The organism is Massilia niastensis DSM 21313 (assembly GCF_000382345.1).
GTDB lineage: Bacteria > Pseudomonadota > Gammaproteobacteria > Burkholderiales > Burkholderiaceae_D > Telluria > Telluria niastensis.
Genome location: NZ_KB908129.1, coordinates 1 through 16,819, shown reverse-complemented (window position 1 = coordinate 16,819; position 16,819 = coordinate 1). Strand labels below are relative to the sequence as shown.

General features: G+C 64.6%; 15 protein-coding genes. 6 read left to right on the top strand and 9 right to left on the bottom strand.

The window, feature by feature from the left end:
- Nucleotides 1–5: 5 nt before the first annotated feature.
- The gene (locus H162_RS0123690; protein WP_229452229.1) at nt 6–947 is read right to left on the bottom strand and encodes an HDOD domain-containing protein; all 942 of its coding nucleotides are present in this window, start codon (nt 945–947) and stop codon (nt 6–8) included.
- A gap of 285 nt (nt 948–1,232) precedes the next feature.
- Between H162_RS0123690 and H162_RS0123685 the strand changes: the two genes are divergently transcribed.
- Nucleotides 1,233–3,497, top strand: coding sequence for a catecholate siderophore receptor Fiu (locus tag H162_RS0123685; RefSeq protein ID WP_026355012.1), 2,265 nt, complete (start codon nt 1,233–1,235; stop codon nt 3,495–3,497).
- Nucleotides 3,498–3,538: 41 nt separating this feature from the next.
- On the opposite strand, the gene H162_RS0123680 is transcribed toward H162_RS0123685, so the two are convergent.
- A complete protein-coding gene (locus tag H162_RS0123680; RefSeq protein WP_020655974.1) occupies nt 3,539–4,282 on the bottom strand; it encodes an SDR family oxidoreductase in 744 nt (247 codons plus the stop codon).
- A gap of 112 nt (nt 4,283–4,394) precedes the next feature.
- Here H162_RS0123680 and H162_RS0123675 point away from each other — a divergent pair, with 112 nt between their 5' ends.
- Nucleotides 4,395–5,366 (top strand): LysR family transcriptional regulator, encoded by a 972-nt coding sequence (locus H162_RS0123675; RefSeq protein WP_020655973.1) that lies wholly within the window; start codon nt 4,395–4,397, stop codon nt 5,364–5,366.
- Here H162_RS0123675 and H162_RS0123670 read toward each other — a convergent pair.
- Together H162_RS0123670 and H162_RS0123665 are read right to left on the bottom strand one after the other, a co-directional pair.
- Nucleotides 5,345–5,848 carry a GNAT family N-acetyltransferase gene (locus H162_RS0123670; protein WP_020655972.1) on the bottom strand — a complete coding sequence of 168 codons (504 nt, stop codon included), beginning with the start codon at nt 5,846–5,848 and terminating at the stop codon, nt 5,345–5,347. The genes H162_RS0123675 and H162_RS0123670 overlap by 22 nt on opposite strands.
- 268 nt (nt 5,849–6,116) lie before the next feature.
- On the bottom strand, nt 6,117–7,370 hold the full coding sequence (locus tag H162_RS0123665; RefSeq protein ID WP_026355011.1) for a DUF2863 family protein: 1,254 nt from the start codon (nt 7,368–7,370) through the stop codon (nt 6,117–6,119).
- A 405-nt stretch (nt 7,371–7,775) separates the two neighbouring features.
- On the opposite strand from H162_RS0123665, the gene H162_RS0123660 reads away from it, so the two are divergent.
- On the top strand, nt 7,776–8,459 hold the full coding sequence (locus tag H162_RS0123660) for a Fe2+-dependent dioxygenase (RefSeq protein WP_020655970.1): 684 nt from the start codon (nt 7,776–7,778) through the stop codon (nt 8,457–8,459).
- A gap of 108 nt (nt 8,460–8,567) precedes the next feature.
- Here the strand turns inward: H162_RS0123660 and H162_RS0123655 are convergent, their stop codons facing one another.
- From H162_RS0123655 to H162_RS0123635, 5 genes are all read right to left on the bottom strand, one after another.
- A complete protein-coding gene (locus tag H162_RS0123655; RefSeq protein WP_026355010.1) occupies nt 8,568–9,311 on the bottom strand; it encodes an MBL fold metallo-hydrolase in 744 nt (247 codons plus the stop codon).
- Between the two features lie 180 nt (nt 9,312–9,491).
- On the bottom strand, nt 9,492–12,200 hold the full coding sequence (gene acnA / locus H162_RS0123650; RefSeq protein ID WP_020655968.1) for an aconitate hydratase AcnA: 2,709 nt from the start codon (nt 12,198–12,200) through the stop codon (nt 9,492–9,494).
- 75 nt (nt 12,201–12,275) lie between these two features.
- Nucleotides 12,276–12,827: a hypothetical protein gene (locus H162_RS31720; RefSeq protein ID WP_020655967.1), complete on the bottom strand. Its 552-nt coding sequence runs from the start codon at nt 12,825–12,827 to the stop codon at nt 12,276–12,278.
- Nucleotides 12,827–13,819 carry an HpcH/HpaI aldolase/citrate lyase family protein gene (locus H162_RS0123640; RefSeq protein ID WP_026355009.1) on the bottom strand — a complete coding sequence of 331 codons (993 nt, stop codon included), beginning with the start codon at nt 13,817–13,819 and terminating at the stop codon, nt 12,827–12,829. The genes H162_RS31720 and H162_RS0123640 overlap by 1 nt, the downstream gene beginning before the upstream one ends.
- Before the next feature lie 92 nt (nt 13,820–13,911).
- The gene (locus H162_RS0123635) at nt 13,912–14,898 is read right to left on the bottom strand and encodes a malate dehydrogenase (protein ID WP_026355008.1); all 987 of its coding nucleotides are present in this window, start codon (nt 14,896–14,898) and stop codon (nt 13,912–13,914) included.
- Between the two features lie 260 nt (nt 14,899–15,158).
- On the opposite strand from H162_RS0123635, the gene H162_RS0123630 reads away from it, so the two are divergent.
- The 3 genes from H162_RS0123630 to sdhD all read left to right on the top strand — a co-directional run.
- On the top strand, nt 15,159–15,917 hold the full coding sequence (locus tag H162_RS0123630; protein ID WP_020655964.1) for a GntR family transcriptional regulator: 759 nt from the start codon (nt 15,159–15,161) through the stop codon (nt 15,915–15,917).
- A gap of 254 nt (nt 15,918–16,171) precedes the next feature.
- The gene (sdhC, locus tag H162_RS0123625; protein WP_229452227.1) at nt 16,172–16,597 is read left to right on the top strand and encodes a succinate dehydrogenase, cytochrome b556 subunit; all 426 of its coding nucleotides are present in this window, start codon (nt 16,172–16,174) and stop codon (nt 16,595–16,597) included.
- Between the two features lie 3 nt (nt 16,598–16,600).
- Nucleotides 16,601–16,819 (top strand): succinate dehydrogenase, hydrophobic membrane anchor protein (gene sdhD, locus H162_RS0123620; RefSeq protein WP_020655962.1); only part of this gene is annotated, 219 nt, incomplete at its 3' end.

Here is a 16,819-nt window from a genome sequence, read left to right as displayed (position 1 = left end):
GCCCCTCAGGCGCCGACCGTCTCCAGCTTGCCCAGGCAGCGGCGCTCGAAGTTGTCGAGCCCGGCGACCAGGGCATCGTCCTTGCCCAGCACCCCCGCGTCGATCAGCAGGCGCAGCTTGGCCAGGTGGTCGCCCCGCGCGAGCGCCTGGCCCAGGCCGGTTCCGTCCGGTTCGCCGGCCCGGGCGATGGCCTCCACCACCTTGTCCGGGAATTCCCAGTGGCGCGCGATCACCGCCGAGAGCTGCCTGCTGAGGGCGAGCAGCTGCAGGCCGAACTCGCGCGAACCCGGCACCTTGCCGTCCGGGCAGTGGCGATCGGTGAGCCGGAACGCCACGATCCGGCCGACGTTCTGCATCAGTCCCGCCAGGTAGGCCTCGAACACGCCATTGCTCTGGCCCGGCGCCAGCAGGCTGGCCGCCAGCGCACATTTCTCGGACTGGTTCCACAGGTGCGGGGCCACCTGGCGCGCGAAACCCTCCGCCTGCATGCTGATGACCGGCCGGAAGGCTATGCGCGCCAGCAGGATGCGCATGCCGTTCTGGCCCAGCATCATGATCGCGGCCTCGAGGGTCTTCACCGGCGTGATCGGGTTGTAGTACGCGCTGTTCGCCTCGCGCAGCACTTCGGCCACCAGCACCACATCCTCCGCCACCTGGCGCGACAGTTCGGCGGCCGATACCTCGTCGCTGCGCAGGCCGCGCAGCAGCCGCGGGATCAGTTCCGGCACGCGCGGCACGAGTTCGGCCGCTACGCCGGGATTGCGCGCCAGGCCGCGCATCTGCTCGAGCAGCAGGGCCTTGGTGTCGCCGGGCGCGGCGATGGCGGCCGACCTGGTCAGCCAGCGGTAGTAGGCGGCGTCCAGGTCCTGGAGCGCTTCGCTGGACGGCTCGCCGGACGCGTCGGGAGCTTGCTCTTCGGAAGCGGCGCTGTCCTGAGCGCCCAACAAGCGATGGATCCAGTTTTTCATGCGGCGTGCCCGTGCGTATTGACGTCAATCGCTGATTGTAACGCTTTACGGAAAAAAAATGCCATGTGGAAACTATCCAGGGCGCTTCATTGGGGAGTTCCGCTCATGCTTATGCCTGAGCTCAAGCTCCTCCTTCAGGATACACCATTAGAATACGAATGCGAATAAGAACAATTCTCGTTTACATATCTTTACCTTTTCCTTAGAATAGTTGTATCAATGCAGCATTTCAGTTCTGACATATTCGAAAGAGAGAAAAATCGCATGAAAGCAATCACTAGCCGCAAGCATCGCCACCTTCCTGCCCAAGCGATGAGCACGGCCCTGGCCGCCGTCCTGCTGCCGCTGGCGGCGCAGGCAAACGAAGCCGCCGTTGCGCCGGCAATGTCGGACAAACCCGTAGCGACGGTGGAAGTGGCTGGCAAGGCTGAGAATGCTTTCCGTGCCGAACACGCCTCGTCGCCGAAGTACACCGAGAAGCTGGTCGACACCGCGCAGACGGTCCAGGTCATCAAGAGGGAATTGTTCGAGCAGCAGGGCGCGCTGACCCTGACCGAAGCGCTGCGCAACACCCCGGGTGTGGGCGCCTTCTTCCTCGGCGAAAACGGCAACACGAATACCGGCGACGCGATCTTCATGCGCGGCTTCGATACCTCGGGCAGCATCTTCGTCGACGGCGTACGCGATATCGGCTCGGTCTCGCGCGACACCTTCAACCTGGAACAGATCGACGTCGTCAAGGGCCCGGCGGGCACCGACAGCGGCCGCGGTTCGCCGACCGGCTCGGTCAACCTGGTGACCAAGAAGGCCTTCATGGCCGACGCCGTCTCCGCCGCGATCACCGGCGGCAGCGCATCGCAGAAGCGCGTCAGCGCCGACGCCAACACCGTCCTGAACGCCGAGCGCGGCATCGCCCTGCGCCTGAACGTGATGGCCCAGGATTCGGACAACCCGGCGCGCGACGTGGTGCGCAACAAGCGCTGGGCGGTCGCCCCGAGCCTGGGTTTCGGCCTGAACGGCGCGACCCGCGTCCACCTCGATTACCTGCACGTGAAGCAGAACAATATCCCTGACGGCGGCGTCTCGACCGTGGGCCTGCCCGGCTATACCAGCCCGGACCCGACCCGTCCGTTCATCAGCGCGGCCAAGCCGGTCGATCCGAAGAATTTCTATGGTTCGAACGACGACTACGACGACATCAAGGCCGACATGGCCACCGTCCGCATCGAGCATGACTTCTCGCCCAAGCTGAAGCTGCACAACATCAGCCGCTACGGCCGCACCAAGCAGGATTATCTGCTGACCGCCTGGCTGGCGAACGCGGCCAATCTGCGCACCCCGGTCCCGACCGACCCGTCGACCTGGACCGTGGCGCGCAGCACCCGTACCGTCAAGGACCAGGAAAACAAGATCCTGACCAACCAGACCGTCCTGACCTCGCAGTTCGAGACCGGCGCGCTGTCGCACACCCTGGTCACCGGCCTGGAACTGGTGAACGAGCGCCAGCTCACCTACGGCCTGACCGGCCTGGGCACGATGCCGGCCGCCAACCTGTATAACCCGGACCCGGCCGACCCGGTCACCGGCCTGGCGCTGCGCCGCACCGGCGCCTTCGCCCAGGGCGAGATCGACACCCAGAGCCTGTACGTGTTCGATACGATCAAGGTCGGCGATCGCTGGATCTTCAACGGCGGCGTGCGCGCCGACCATTACAGCGGCGACTACAACGTCGTGACCCTGACCAACAACGTGCTGGTGCCGACCAAGTTCGATGTCGGTGACACCGTGTACAACGGCAAGTTCTCGGCCCTGTACAAGCCGACCGCGAACAGCAGCGTGTATGCGATGGTGGCCAGCTCGAAGCTGCCGCCGGGTTCGAGCTTCACCGTGTCGGGCAACGCCAACAGCGCCCAGAACCCGATCTACGAGCCGCAGAAGACCACCACGACCGAAATCGGCGGCAAGCTCGACCTGCTCAAGCAAAAGCTGTCGCTGAGCGCCGCGCTGTTCCGCACCGAAGTGAAGAACGAGGTGGAACAGGATCCGGTCGACCTGCAGTGGTACCAGACCGGCCGCAAGCGCGTGCAGGGCGTCGAGCTCGGCGCCATCGGCGAGCTGGCCCCGCACTGGCTGGTCAGCGCAGGCTACCTGTACATGGACACCAGCGTCGAAGCCGGCCGCCTGGTCACCGCCGCGGGCGAGAACAGCCTGACCTACACGCCGAAGTCCTCGTTCACGCTGTGGACCACGTATGACGTGAACAGCAGCTTCAAGCTCGGCGGCGGCGCCCGCTACAGCGGCAAGCTGGCGCGCGGCACCGACGGCGCGATCGGCACCCCGGCCTACGCCGATGCGTACTGGGTGTTCGATGCGATGGCCAGCTACAAGATCAACGACAACGTCGATCTGCGCCTGAACGTGTACAACCTCGCCGACGAGGAATACGTGGCTGCCATCAACAAGAGCGGCTACCGCTACACCCCGGGTGCGCCGCGCTCGGCCAGCCTGACCGCCAACATCCGGTTCTGATGCCGGCTTGCCACGGGCCGCTGCGCGGCCCGTGGTGTTCGTCAGGCGCCGAAGCCGCCGTCGACGAGCAGGTCGGCCCCGGTCACGAAGGACGATTCCGGGCCGGCCAGGTAGGCCACCATCGAGGCCACTTCTTCCGGGCGACCGTGCCGCGGCAGGGCCATGAAGGCATGCATGGTCGCGCCGAACTCGGTATTTTCCGGATTCATGTCGGTGTCCACCGGACCGGGCAGGACATTGTTCACCGTGATCCCGCGCGGTCCGAGGTCGCGCGCCATGCCTTTCGCAAGCGCACTCAGCGCAGACTTGCTCATCGCGTAGACCGCGCCGCCCGCAAAGGGCATGCGCAGCGCGTTGACGCTCGAGATGTTGATGATGCGTCCGCCTTCCTTCATGTGGCGCACCGCGGCCTTGGCGGCAACGAAGGGCGCGCGCACGTTGACCGCGACGGTCTTGTCGAAGTCCTCGATGCCGAACTCGTCGATCGGGCCCAGCAGCAGGACACCCGCATTGTTGACCAGGATGTCCAGCCGGCCGAACTGTTCCGCCACCCCGTCGATGACGCGCGTCAGGTCCGCCGGGTCGCCGGCGTCGCTGCGGATGGCAAGGGCCTTGCCGCCGGCGCTTTCGATCTCGCGCACCAGCGCCTCGGCGGCGCCGCTGGATTGCTGGTAAGTGAAGGCGACGATGGCGCCTTGCGCGGCGAGCCGCTTCGAAATGGCCGCGCCGATGCCGCGCGAACCGCCGGTAACGAATGCCACTTTGCCCTGGATTGCTGCGTTCATGATGGACTCCTGAAGAAACGTGTTTGGGAGCAGTCAGTATCGGCGGCCCCGGGGTTGCGAACTAGCCTGCAAAAGGTCGAATGACTTTCAACCACAGGTATAAAATCGGGCCATGCTCGCATCCATCAGCCATCTCGCCTCCTTCATCTACAGCGCCGAGGAGGGCGGTTTCTCGGCCGCCGCACGGCGGCTGGGCCTGACCCCGGCCGCGGTCAGCAAGAACGTGGCCAGCCTCGAGCGCCAGCTCGGCGTGCGCCTGTTCCAGCGCACCACGCGCCAGCTGCACCTGACCGACGAGGGGCGGCAGTTCCTGCGCGAGGTGGCCGAACCCTGGCAGCGGATCGCGGCCGCCGTGGACGCCGCCCGCGCGGGCGCAGTGGGGCCGTCCGGGACCCTCAAGGTCTCGATGGCGCCGGCGGTCGGGCGCACCTATTTCGTGCCCATGCTGGACGCGTTCCGGCGCCAGTATCCGGACATCGTTCCCGACCTGCATTTCGAGAATCGCCAGGTGGACCTGATCGGGGAGGGCTTCGACGCGGCGATCGGCGGCGGGATCGAGCTCGGCGAGGGGCTGGTCGCGCGCGAACTGGCGCGCGTACGCATCGTGGCTACGGCTTCGCCCGCCTACCTGGCGCGTTGCGGCCGGCCCCGGGAGCCGGGCGAACTGCCGGAGCACGACGGCATCGGGCGGCGCTCGATCCGCACCGGCAGGCTGTATACGTGGACCCTGCGCAACGATGAGGGCGGAGAGGCGGCCGTCGACTTCCGGACCGTGGCCGTGTGCGACGACCCGGAAGCGATGGCCGGCGCCGCGTCCGCGGGGCTGGGCATCGCCCTGTTGCCGCTGCCGCATGCGCTGCCTTTCCTGGAGCGCGGGGAACTGGAGCAGTTGCTGCCCGGCTGGTATGCGCAGGCCTTGCCGCTGGCGATCTACTACCCGAGCCGGAGGCTATTGCCGGCGAAGACACGGGTCTTCGTCGATTTCGTGCTGCGGCGTTTTCAGGAGCTCGGCCTGGCGGAACGCTTCGGCGGCGCCTTGCCCGCCGCCGGCAGGGAAGACACTCAGGCGAAGGCTTCGTCGTAGGCGACCACGCCTGCCGGCGCCGGTTCGGCGAACGCCAGCGACAGGAAATACTCGGGCGGCAGGCCGGGGTAGCGCAGCGACGCCAGCGGCGCGAAGCCGAAGCGGCCGTAATAGCCCGGCTCGCCCACCAGCACGCAGCCGCGCGCGCCGCGCCGGCGCAGGCAGGCCAGTCCCGCTTCCACCAGCGCGGTCCCGACGCCGCGGCCCTGGGCCTGCGGCAGCACGGCCAGCGGTCCGAGCCCATACCAGCCGTGGTCCTGGCCGTCTATCGTCACCGGAGAGAAGGCAATGTGCCCGACCAGCCGTCCGCTCCCTTCCAGCGCGGCCAGGGACAGCGTCAGCCGGCCGCGCCCGCGCAGGCGCTCGACGATCAGGTGCTCGGTCTGGTTGCTGTGCGGATGGCTGGCGAAGGCCGCGCGCTCGACCGCGTCGATCGCGGCGATGTCGGCGGGCAGTTCCGGGCGAATGTGAAGTTCGATCATAAGGATTCAGGGTCAGATCTGACATTCGGACACCGAGCGAGCACCTTTGTTCTATCACAAAATGCTGGCTTGTTTATCCCAAACTCGTCAATGCTCGGTTCACATTTGTCACCGCAACCCGCGCATCATGGACCATGACGGAAGAGGAAAAAAGTCTCAGCATACTTAAAACCGTTCTGAGATTTCGCAAGGGTCGTGCGTCCATGTCCGAATGACAGACCTGACCCTGAATGCGCGCCCCCGTCGCCGGGAGCGCCTGGTTGTGGCGTCAGTGGAAGTGCTCGGTGCCCGTGGGGGTGTCTTCCGGCATTTCAGCATGCACCAGCTCGCCGGTCGGGTCGGCGAACAGCGGCGCGCCGCAGTCGTCGCAGTACTCGGCCACGTAGCGCTCGTTGATCCGCTTGATGTGGGCGATGCCCGCATCGTTCAGGTGGGCGACGATCTCGTTGATCGGCGTCAGCGGCGTCGGGCTGATCGCGAACGGGCCTTCCATCGGCGTGCCGTTCTCGTCTTCCTGGCCATACAGCGGCCAGACGATGCCGTAGACCACGTCCGCGCTCTGGCGCATCGTGAACGACACGCGGTATTCGTCGATCTGGGTCTCCGTCGCTTCCTCGCCGAAGCCGGCGATCACGGCGCGCAGGTCGGACGCTTCCACGCCCAGCGTATTGGTCAGGTAATGGACCGCCGCGCGGATCGAGATCGGGCGGATCAGCTTGTCGGCCTCGCGGCAGGCCACGTAATAGGCTTCCGGCAGCAGCAGCTCGATGCCGCAGCCCGGCAGCAGGCGCGCGACGTTGGCGGTGGCCTGGGCGCGCCATTGTTCGAGCGCGCGGTTGCGTTCTTCATCGAAATGCAGCTGATGCTGCGGCTCTTGCCAGCGGAACAGCGGCGAGTTCTGGGGCGCGACGATCGCCACCAGCAGGTAGCGGGTGTCGGCCAGGAAGGGCGCGGTCTCGGGCGGGCGCGCCGACGCCTTGATGGTGCCGCCCTTGTGCGCGGCCGCGGCCAGCTTGTGCGTCAGCGCATAGGTCTCGGCATGGGTGCGCGGCAACTGGTCGATGGAGTACAGGGTCGGCGCCATCGCAATACGGGCGCCTTCGGCCAGCAGATGGGCCGAAAAGTGGGCGGACAGGGTAGACAGCAAGTCAGCCGGGATCGTGCCCGTTGCGATAGAGAACCGCGTCCAGGCGAGGATCGGCGCTGCTACCAGCAGGGCCTGCCAAGTGACGTCGCTGCCATCCTGCTGCTCGACCATGGTGGCCGATTCGCTGACTGCTTCGACGGTGTCCATCAGTACATCATAGGAGGCGAGATCGTCCTTGAACAGGATGTTCAACGCGCCGTCGACGCTGTCCTGGTGGTTGGTCTTGAGCAGTTTTTGCAGTTGCGTGTCCAGTTGGCGTTCCCAGGCCCGCTCCTCGACGCGGCTGGCGGCCTGCATGATCGCTTGCGAGAGGCTGACGAGGCGCTGGCTTTCGGCGGATAGTTTAGGGGATGAATCTTTGGAAGGACGACGCATGGCGCTGTATGGGTTCTCTTTAGGTGTCAAATATGGATCGAAGGTCCAGGGGGCATCATAAACCCTTATCCCCGGTATTGTAGTTGATTCGGCCACATGCCATGAACACAAGGCCAAGCATCTACCCTTTGTGATGGATCCAACTCATCCTTGCTTGCAAAACACGCCAATTAAAAAGATAATGGGAATCGTTCTCATTTGTGGCGCGTCATGAAAATCGTCCGGGCAGGAAGCGCGGCGATGTTGATAAGCAGTCACGATGTGCGGAACCCGAAGCGGCTTAACATCCAGACCTTGACGCTGAGCCTCAAGTTCTGAAGTACCGAGTACCACCCCCCGCCGGGCGACCGGATTCACCCTCCTGGCAGTGCCAGGAGGGTTTTTTTTGTTGTAAGGAAAGACATCATGATGCTGCATATTCCAGGTGTGCTGAGCCGCGAGCAGGTGGCGCGGATCCGCGAACGGATGGCCGGCGCGCCCGAGTGGGTCGATGGCCGCGAGAGCGTGGGCAGCCAGGGCGCCCAGGTCAAGCGCAACCGCCAGCTCGGCGAGGGCACGCCGCTGGCGAACGAGCTGGGGCAGGTGGTCAGTGCGGCACTGATGGCCAATCCGCTGTTCTTCTCGGCGGTGCTGCCGCTGCGCATCCTGGCGCCGTATTTCAATTCGTATGGCGGGGGCGAGCATTACGGCCTGCACGTGGACGGCGCCATCCGCGCCCAGCGCGGCGGCCTGCCGCCGCTGCGGGCGGACGTGTCGACCACGGTGTTCCTGAGCGAGCCGGAAGAATACGACGGCGGGGAACTGGTGGTGGTGGATGCCTACGGGACCCACGAGGTGAAGCTGCCGGCGGGGGATGCGATCGTGTATCCCTCAGGGAGCGTGCACCAGGTGCTGCCGGTGACCAGGGGCGAGCGCGTGGCCTCCTTCCTGTGGACCCAGAGCATGGTGCGGGATGACGCGAAGCGCGGGATGCTGTTCGAGCTGGATACGAATATCCAGAAGCTGCGCGCGGAATATGGGGACGGGGAGGCGGTGGTGGGGCTGACGGGGCATTATCACAACCTGCTCCGGATGTGGGGAGAGGTGTAGTCCGGTCAGCCCGGCCCGAACCGGGTTGCCAGCCGGGGGAGGCGGTTCGCCCTCATGGGCGATGTGCGGCATGCCATCGAGCACAAGCAACTGCTCAACTGGGAAGAATCACCATGGCTGCGATACGTTGCCGACGAGTCTTTCACCGAGAGCACGCAGCAGGGCTGCTCCATCTCCGCTCCAGGCGCTCCCATGCATGCACGCCAAGGTCAGGGGGGATTCGGCTGCCAAGTGTTCGATCAATTGCCTGGTATTGGTGGAATGCGAAAAATAATCCATGGGCTTGCGAAACGCTTCGCTGTTGTCGAGAATATCCTCCGTGGTCAAGGCCGCCGCGCCCGTGCCGCCCTGGGTGAACAGGTCTCCGCAAAACAGCGTCCTGGTTCGGGACTCCATCAGAAAACCCGTTTCCCAGCCGTGGGGCAAATGGGGCGCATCCAGCCATTTCACCGAACGATTGCCCAGCAGGAGTTCGGCGCCGTCAGCCATCGCATGGGCTGGTCTATCCGCGACATCATTCACCGACACCATCGCTGCAACCTTGCTGCACAAGGGGACGGAGTGGGGTGCGACAGCCAGCCACTCGTTCAGGGAACCACATTCATCCGCTTCGAAATGCGACAAGGCAATGAAGCGCAGTTGGCTGACCGGAATGACGCTGTCAACGGCTTCTCTCACCAAAGGGAACATTTTTCTTGGTCCTGTGTGAAAAAGAAGCGGCTGTTCATCCACGATCAAATATTGATTGAATGAAAAACCACCCGGTACGAGGTTCACAGGCGTATTGATGCGATAAATGCCGTCAGCGATCTCATGGACATTTGTGCCGGCAGATAGATTGGTGATGGCCATATCAAGCTCCAGACAAGGTAGACGCGGGTCGATTGCATAGCATACGCGCTTCTGCCAGCCAAGCCCAAGCGGCCGAGACGGCAATCTTCAGCAAGGCCCGCACGACAAAAGGGCCGGCACCCTTGCGGGTCCGGCCCTTCTTGCCATCGCGTCAGCCCGCGTCGCCGCGGGCCTTCAGCATCAGGCTGCCAGCAGCTGGCGCAGCACGAACGGCAGGATGCCGCCATGCTTGTAGTAGTCGACTTCGATCGGGGTGTCGATGCGCAGCAGCACCTTGACTTCCTGGCTCTCGCCGTTTTCACGGTGGATCACCAGGGTCGCCAGTTGTTGCGGCTTGATCTCGCCTTCCAGGCCCTTCAGGTCGTAGGTTTCCTTGCCGGTGATGCCCAGCGACTCGACGCTGTCGTTGCCGATGAATTGCAGCGGCAGCACGCCCATGCCGACCAGGTTCGAACGGTGGATACGCTCGAACGAACGGGTGATCACGGCCTTCACGCCCAGCAGCTGGGTGCCTTTCGCAGCCCAGTCACGCGACGAACCGGTACCGTATTCCTCGCCACCGAAGATCATGGTCGGGGTGCCGGCGTTCACGTACTTCATCGCGGCGTCGTAGATCGACATCTGCTCGCCCGACGGCTGGTGGATGGTGATGCCACCCTCGACCGCCGAACCGTCCGCCTTGGCCGGGATCATCTTGTTCTTGATACGCACGTTGGCGAAGGTGCCGCGCATCATGATCTCGTGGTTGCCGCGGCGCGAGCCGTAGGAGTTGAAGTCCGCCTTCAGGACGCCGTGATCCTTCAGCCACTTGCCTGCCGGACCGTCTTCCTTGATCGAACCCGCCGGCGAGATGTGGTCGGTGGTGATCGAATCGCCGAACACGCCCAGGGCGCGCGCGCCGGTGATGCCGGTCGCGGTGGCCTTCGGGGTCATCTCGAAGTCGGAGAAGAATGGCGGCTCGGCGATGTAGGTCGACTCGGGCCAGTTGTAGACCTGGCCTTCGGTCGTCGACACGTTTTCCCACAGCTTGCCCGGGTTGCCCTTCACGTCCGCGTAGTTCTTCTTGTACACGTCCGAGTTCATCGCCAGGCGCATCAGCTCGCCGATTTCCTGCGACGACGGCCAGATGTCGCCCAGGTACACGTCGACGCCGTTGGTATCCTTGCCGACCGGTTCGGTCATCAGGTCGCGGGTCATGTTGCCGGCGATCGCGTAGGCGACGACCAGCGGCGGCGACGCCAGGAAGTTCGAACGGATGTTCGGGTGGATGCGCGCTTCGAAGTTACGGTTGCCCGACAGGACAGCCGCGGCGACGATGTCGTTGTCGACGATCGCTGCGTTCAGTTCCGGGGTCAGGTCGCCGGCGTTGCCGATGCAGGTGGTGCAGCCATAGGCGGTCACGCCGAAGCCCAGCTTGTCCAGGTACTTCAGCAGGCCGGCGGCCTCCAGGTACTCGGTCACGACGCGCGATCCCGGCGCCAGCGAGGACTTGATGTGCGGCGCCACGGTCAGGCCGCGCTCGACCGCCTTCTTGGCCAGCAGGCCGGCAGCCAGCAGCACGCTCGGGTTCGAGGTGTTGGTGCACGAGGTGATCGCGGCGATCAGGATGTCGCCGTTCTTCACGCGCACGCCGTTGGTCGTTTCGTAGACCTTGCCCAGGTCGTCCGGGTTCTTGTTGAAGCCGTTGGCGGTGGTCGGCTTGCTGAACAGCTCGGTGAAGGTGTTCTTCACGTGGCCCAGTTCGATACGGTCCTGCGGACGCTTCGGACCGGCCAGCGACGGGGTCACGGTCGACAGGTCCAGGTGCAGCGTGCGGGTGTAGTCGATCTCGCCTTCCTGCGGGATGCCGAACATGCCCTGGGCCTTGTAGTAGTTCTCGAAGGCAGCCAGTTCTTCTTCGGTACGGCCGGTGCCGCGGAAGTAGTCGACGGTGGCTTCGTCGACCGGGAAGAAGCCCATGGTCGCGCCGTATTCCGGCGCCATGTTGCCGATGGTCGCGCGGTCGGTGGTCGACAGCGAACGGGTGCCTTCGCCGAAGAACTCGACGAACTTGCCCACGACTTTTTCACGGCGCAGCATTTCGGTGACGGTCAGCACCAGGTCGGTCGCGGTGCAGCCTTCGCGCAGCTTGCCGGTCAGGTTGACGCCGATCACGTCCGGGGTCAGGAAGTAGACCGGCTGGCCCAGCATGCCGGCTTCCGCCTCGATGCCGCCCACGCCCCAGCCCACGACGCCGACGCCGTTGATCATGGTGGTGTGGGAGTCGGTGCCGACCAGGGTGTCCGGGTAGAACACGTCGCCCTGACGCATCACGCCGCGCGCCAGGTATTCCAGGTTGACCTGGTGGACAATGCCGAAGCCCGGCGGCACGACGCCGAAGGTGTCGAATGCCTGCATGCCCCACTTCATGAACTGGTAGCGCTCGTTATTGCGCTGGAATTCCAGTTTCATGTTCAGGTCCAGCGCGCCCGGCTCGCGGAAGTGGTCGATGGTGACCGAGTGGTCGACCACCAGGTCGACCGGCACCAGCGGCTCGATCTTCTTCGGATCGGCGCCGGTCTTGGCGGCGACGTTGCGCATCGCGGCCAGGTCGGCCAGCAGCGGCACGCCGGTGAAGTCCTGCAGCACGACGCGGGCGACGACGAACGGGATCTCATCGGTGCGCTCTGCGGTCGCGCCCCAGTTGGCGAGCTGCTTGACGTGTTCTTCGGTGACCTTCTTGCCGTCGCAGTTGCGCAGGACGGACTCGAGGACGATACGGATCGACACCGGCAGGCGCGACAGGTTCACACCGAGACTGTCGGCCAGGGCCGGCAGCGAGTAGAACTGGCCGGTCTGGCCTGCGCCGACCGGGAACTCTTTCAGTGTGTTCAGAGTGTTGCGAGACATAATCTCTCCTTCAGTGGGGATATTGTTATTTCAATAGCAATAACATCGGGGCGATGCGTCGGCGGTGGCCGCGTATCAGCTTTTCTTTACCTCGGGCACGACGGCCGCCACCGTCGCCGCCTGTTGGGCGTTCTTGCATTCGTTGGCCAGCTGGCGGTTCTGCTTCGAGTCGAGCAGGATGCCCTTGGTCGGGATGCCGATCCAGACCAGGCCGTAATGCGTATTCTCGAAACGCAGCGCGCCGGTGGTCGTGCCGATCCGTTTCAGGCGGTGCAGGCGCTGCTTCCAGCGCAGGGCGATGTGGGCATCGTCCTTCTCGTTGGTGTAGATCGTGATCTTGTTGCCGAGTTCGCAATCGTACTCGGTGGTGATCGTGTCGGTGATGTCGGGTTCCGCCACGTCCAGCGGATCGGCCGCGACGGCGGCGGCGGCGGCCGCGCCCGCGGCGCCGGCCGCCGCGGCAGCCTTGCCGGATTTCTTCGCCCGGGCCTTGGCCTGGGCTTTCAGGACGTCTTCCGCCTTCGGATGCTTTTCCGTGGTGGAAGCGGCGTTGGCCGGCGCAGATGCGGCGGCGGCCGCCAGCGCGAATGCGCAGGCGGCGAGGAGGGTGGACAGTTGGGTGGCCATTATGAACTCGTTTCCGATTGGTTGACGATTGCCGCCGCGGCCTCGGGCAGCGCAAGGCCGGCCAGCTTCGCGCGCTGCAGTACCGTCCAATAATATCGGTAGCTCGCACGGTCGTGCAAGCGGCCATGTTGGGCAATCGGGCCCCAGCCGGCGGCCATGGCATCGGTCAGGATATTCGTCGCTTCGTTGACCTCGGACAGGCGCGGCGTGAATGCCTTCAGGATCGGCTTGATCTGGTCCGGATGGATGCTCCACATCCGGGTGAAGCCGAATTCGGCGGCGGCGCGCTGGGCGTCGTTGGCCACCACCGCGCTGTCCTTGATGTCGGTCGTGACGTTGTGGGACGGGATCTTGCCGTGCGCGTGGCAGGCCGCCACCATCTCCAGCTTGGCGCGCACCACCAGCGGGTGGGTGAACTGGCCCGGGGTGCGCATGGCGCTGGCGGGCACCGCGCCGTAGTGGGCGGAGACGAAATCCATGATGCCGAAGGACAGCGATTCGACCTGGGGCAGGGCGGCGATGTCGTAGGCCTCGCGCAGCGCGCCGTGGGTCTCGATCAGCACGTGCACCGGCAGGTCCGGGCGGCCGGCGGCCGACGCGTACAGGTTGACCTGGTCGATCGCGGCCTGCACGTCGGCGACGCCGCCGACCTTCGGCAGCATCACGTAGGCCAGGCGCTTCGCCGCGCCGCCCACGATGGTGGCGACGTCGTTTTCGAAATGCACGCTGCCCGGTTCGTGCACGCGCACGCCGATGCGGTTGAAACGGTTGTCGTCGCTGTTGAGGAGCGACACCACCAGGGCGGCGTGTTCGCTTTCAGCGCCGGCGGCGGCGCCGTCCTCGCAGTCGAAGGTGATGTCGAACAGGGGCCCAAGCTCTTGTTGCAGGGCCATCGATTTGCGCATCAGCTTCTCGGAACCCGCGTAATGGTCGCAGGCGGGGAGGAGCAGCGGTTGGCGTTTGCCCTGGAATAAAACCTCGGAAGGATGCATGGTCGGTCGATAAAACGGGATCGGCCGCGCCGCGGATGCGGCACGGCGCGGGGCGTGCCAGGCGGCGATGCCGCCCGTCACGCGTTGATGAATCAGAGCAGGTGGGAGACGCCTGCGCGCTCTTCTTCCAGTTCCTTCAGGGTCAGGTTGATGCGCTCTTGCGAGAACGCGTCGATTTCCAGGCCCTGGACGATCTTGTATTCGCCGTTCTCGGTGGTCACCGGGAAGCCGAACACCGTGCCTTCAGGAATACCGTAGGAACCATCCGACGGGATACCCATCGTGGTCCACTTGCCGTTGGTGCCCAGCACCCAGTCACGCACGTGGTCGATCGCTGCGTTGGCGGCCGAGGCTGCCGACGAGGCGCCGCGCGCTTCGATGATGGCGGCGCCGCGCTTGCCGACGGTCGGCAGGAAGGTGTCGCGGTTCCAGACGTCGTCGTTGATCAGGTCCTTGACCGACTGGCCGTCGGCGGTCGCGAAGCGGTAGTCCGCGTACATGGTCGGCGAGTGGTTGCCCCACACGGTCAGTTTCTCGATCGCGCTGACCGGCTTGCCGGCCTTGGCGGCAACCTGCGACAGGGCGCGGTTGTGGTCCAGGCGCAGCATGGCGGTGAAGTTCTTGGCCGGCAGGTTCGGGGCCGACTTCATCGCGATGTAGGCATTGGTGTTGGCCGGGTTGCCGACCACCAGCACCTTCACGTCGCGCGAAGCGACGGCGTCCAGCGCCTTGCCCTGCACGGTGAAGATCTGGGCGTTGGCTTCCAGCAGATCCTTGCGTTCCATGCCCGGGCCGCGCGGACGGGCGCCGACCAGCAGGGCCACGTCGGCATCCTTGAAGGCGGTCATCGGGTCGGCGTGGGCGGTCATGCCGGCCAGCAGCGGGAATGCGCAGTCGTCGATCTCCATCATGACGCCCTTGAGCGCCTTCTGTGCCTTCTCGTTGTCGATCTCGAGCAGCTGCAGGATGACCGGCTGGTCCTTGCCCAGCATGTCGCCGTTGGCGATGCGGAACAGCAAGGAATAGCCGATCTGGCCGGCTGCGCCGGTGACGGCAACGCGCATTGGGGTTTTAGCCATGATGAATCTCCAAAGTGGGAATGAAAACGGTCGAAGCCGAGGATACGCCTGTTTGGGCAAACTGCAATGATACCAAAAGCGCCATCCATCCAATCGGTGTCGCGCGCGTACAATAGGATGGCCGCGCCGAACCCTTCGACCGCGAGTGTATTCCTCGGTTGTTCCATCTGTCAATTCATATCATATGTCTTATATAAGATAGATGTCTTAATCTGTCTTATACTGGACGGTGTTGCACTTTTGTGGTGAAATCGTGGTCTATGAATTCCCACCCGTCCAATCCGGCCAGCGATGTCGGCGCTTCGCCTTCGTTCCGGCCTCTGTACCAGCAGATCAAGGCCCTGATCACCCAGAGCCTGCAATCCGGCGAGTGGAAACCCGGCGAACTGATGCCGAGCGAGGTCGAGCTGGCGGGACGCTTCAAGGTCAGCCAGGGCACGGTGCGCAAGGCCATCGACGAGCTGGCGGCCGAGAACCTGGTGGTGCGCCGCCAGGGCAAGGGCACCTTCGTGGCCACCCATGCCGAGGAGCGCGCCCATTTCCGCTTCCTGCGCCTGATGCCCGACGAGGGCCTTCCCCATCCTCTCGAAAACCGCTTCGTCGAAGTGCGGCGCCTGCGCGCCCCCGCCGAAGTGGCGCGCCTGCTTGAACTGAAATCGGGCGACGCGGTCGTTTACATCAAGCGTGTCCAGTCCTTCGACGGCGAACCGACCATCCTGGAGGAGCTCTGGCTGCCAGGGCAATTGTTCAAGGGATTGACGGCGGAACGGCTGGTGGAATACAAGGGGCCGATGTACGGCCTGTTCGAATCCGAGTTCGGCACGCGCATGATCCGCGCGACCGAAAAGATCCGCGCGGTCGCGGCCGATGCCGCCGCCAGCGAGTTCCTGAAGGTGGCCGAGGGCACGCCGCTGCTGTGCGCGGAACGCGTCTCGTTCACCTATGGCGACAAGGCGGTCGAACTGCGGCGCGGCCTGTATTCGACCGCGCACCATCATTACCTGAACGAGCTGTCGTAACGGAGATGGACTGAATGGCGCATTCCGGGCTCTTTCCTATGACGGAACCCGGAGGTGCCGCTGTGGCAGACCAGGGGGCTGCTGCAACGATCGCAACTAGCGATTAAAATATGTTGGTTTTGGGTAAGCGACGGACGTGACCTGGTTCGCCGCGCGGCGCCGCCTCATCCTGGCTCCAGGATGGCGGCGCCCGTCACAAAATCGGCGAAAATCAAGGGTTCACTAAAAACTGTTGTTCATAAGGGAGGTGTTACATGTCCGAAGCCGTGAGAGAAGCTGGCAAAAAAGGGCGGCCGGAGTTCCGCAATATCGGTATTACCGATATCACGCTCAAAGTTCGACAACCGCCGGCGGCGGTGGTCTCGATCCTGCACCGCATCAGCGGTGCCGCGCTGTTCCTGATGCTGCCTTTCCTGCTGTACCTGCTGCAGGAAAGCCTGTTGTCCGAAACCTCCTACGGCCACTTCGCCGGCATGGTCGACAACGCCTTCGTCAAGCTGATCCTGCTGGGCCTGTCCTGGGCCTACCTGCACCACTTCACCGCCGGCGTGCGCCACCTGGTCATGGACATGCACCTGGGCCTGGACAAGGGCACCTCGCAGAAGACCGCCGTCTGGGTATTCGTCGTTAGCCTGGCCCTGACCGCGCTGGTCGGCCTGAAATTGTTCGGAGTGTTCTAAATCATGGCAAAGAATAACATCGGCCCGCGCCGCCTCGTCGTCGGTGCCCACTATGGCGTCAAGGACTGGCTGGCCCAGCGCCTCACCGCGATCGTGATGGCGGTCTTCACCGTCGTCCTGCTGGTTTCCTTCCTGACCGCCGACGGCTTCGGCTACGAAGCCTGGGCCGGCCTGTTCGCCAGGCAGTGGTTCAAGCTGTTCGCGCTGGTCACCTTCTTCGGC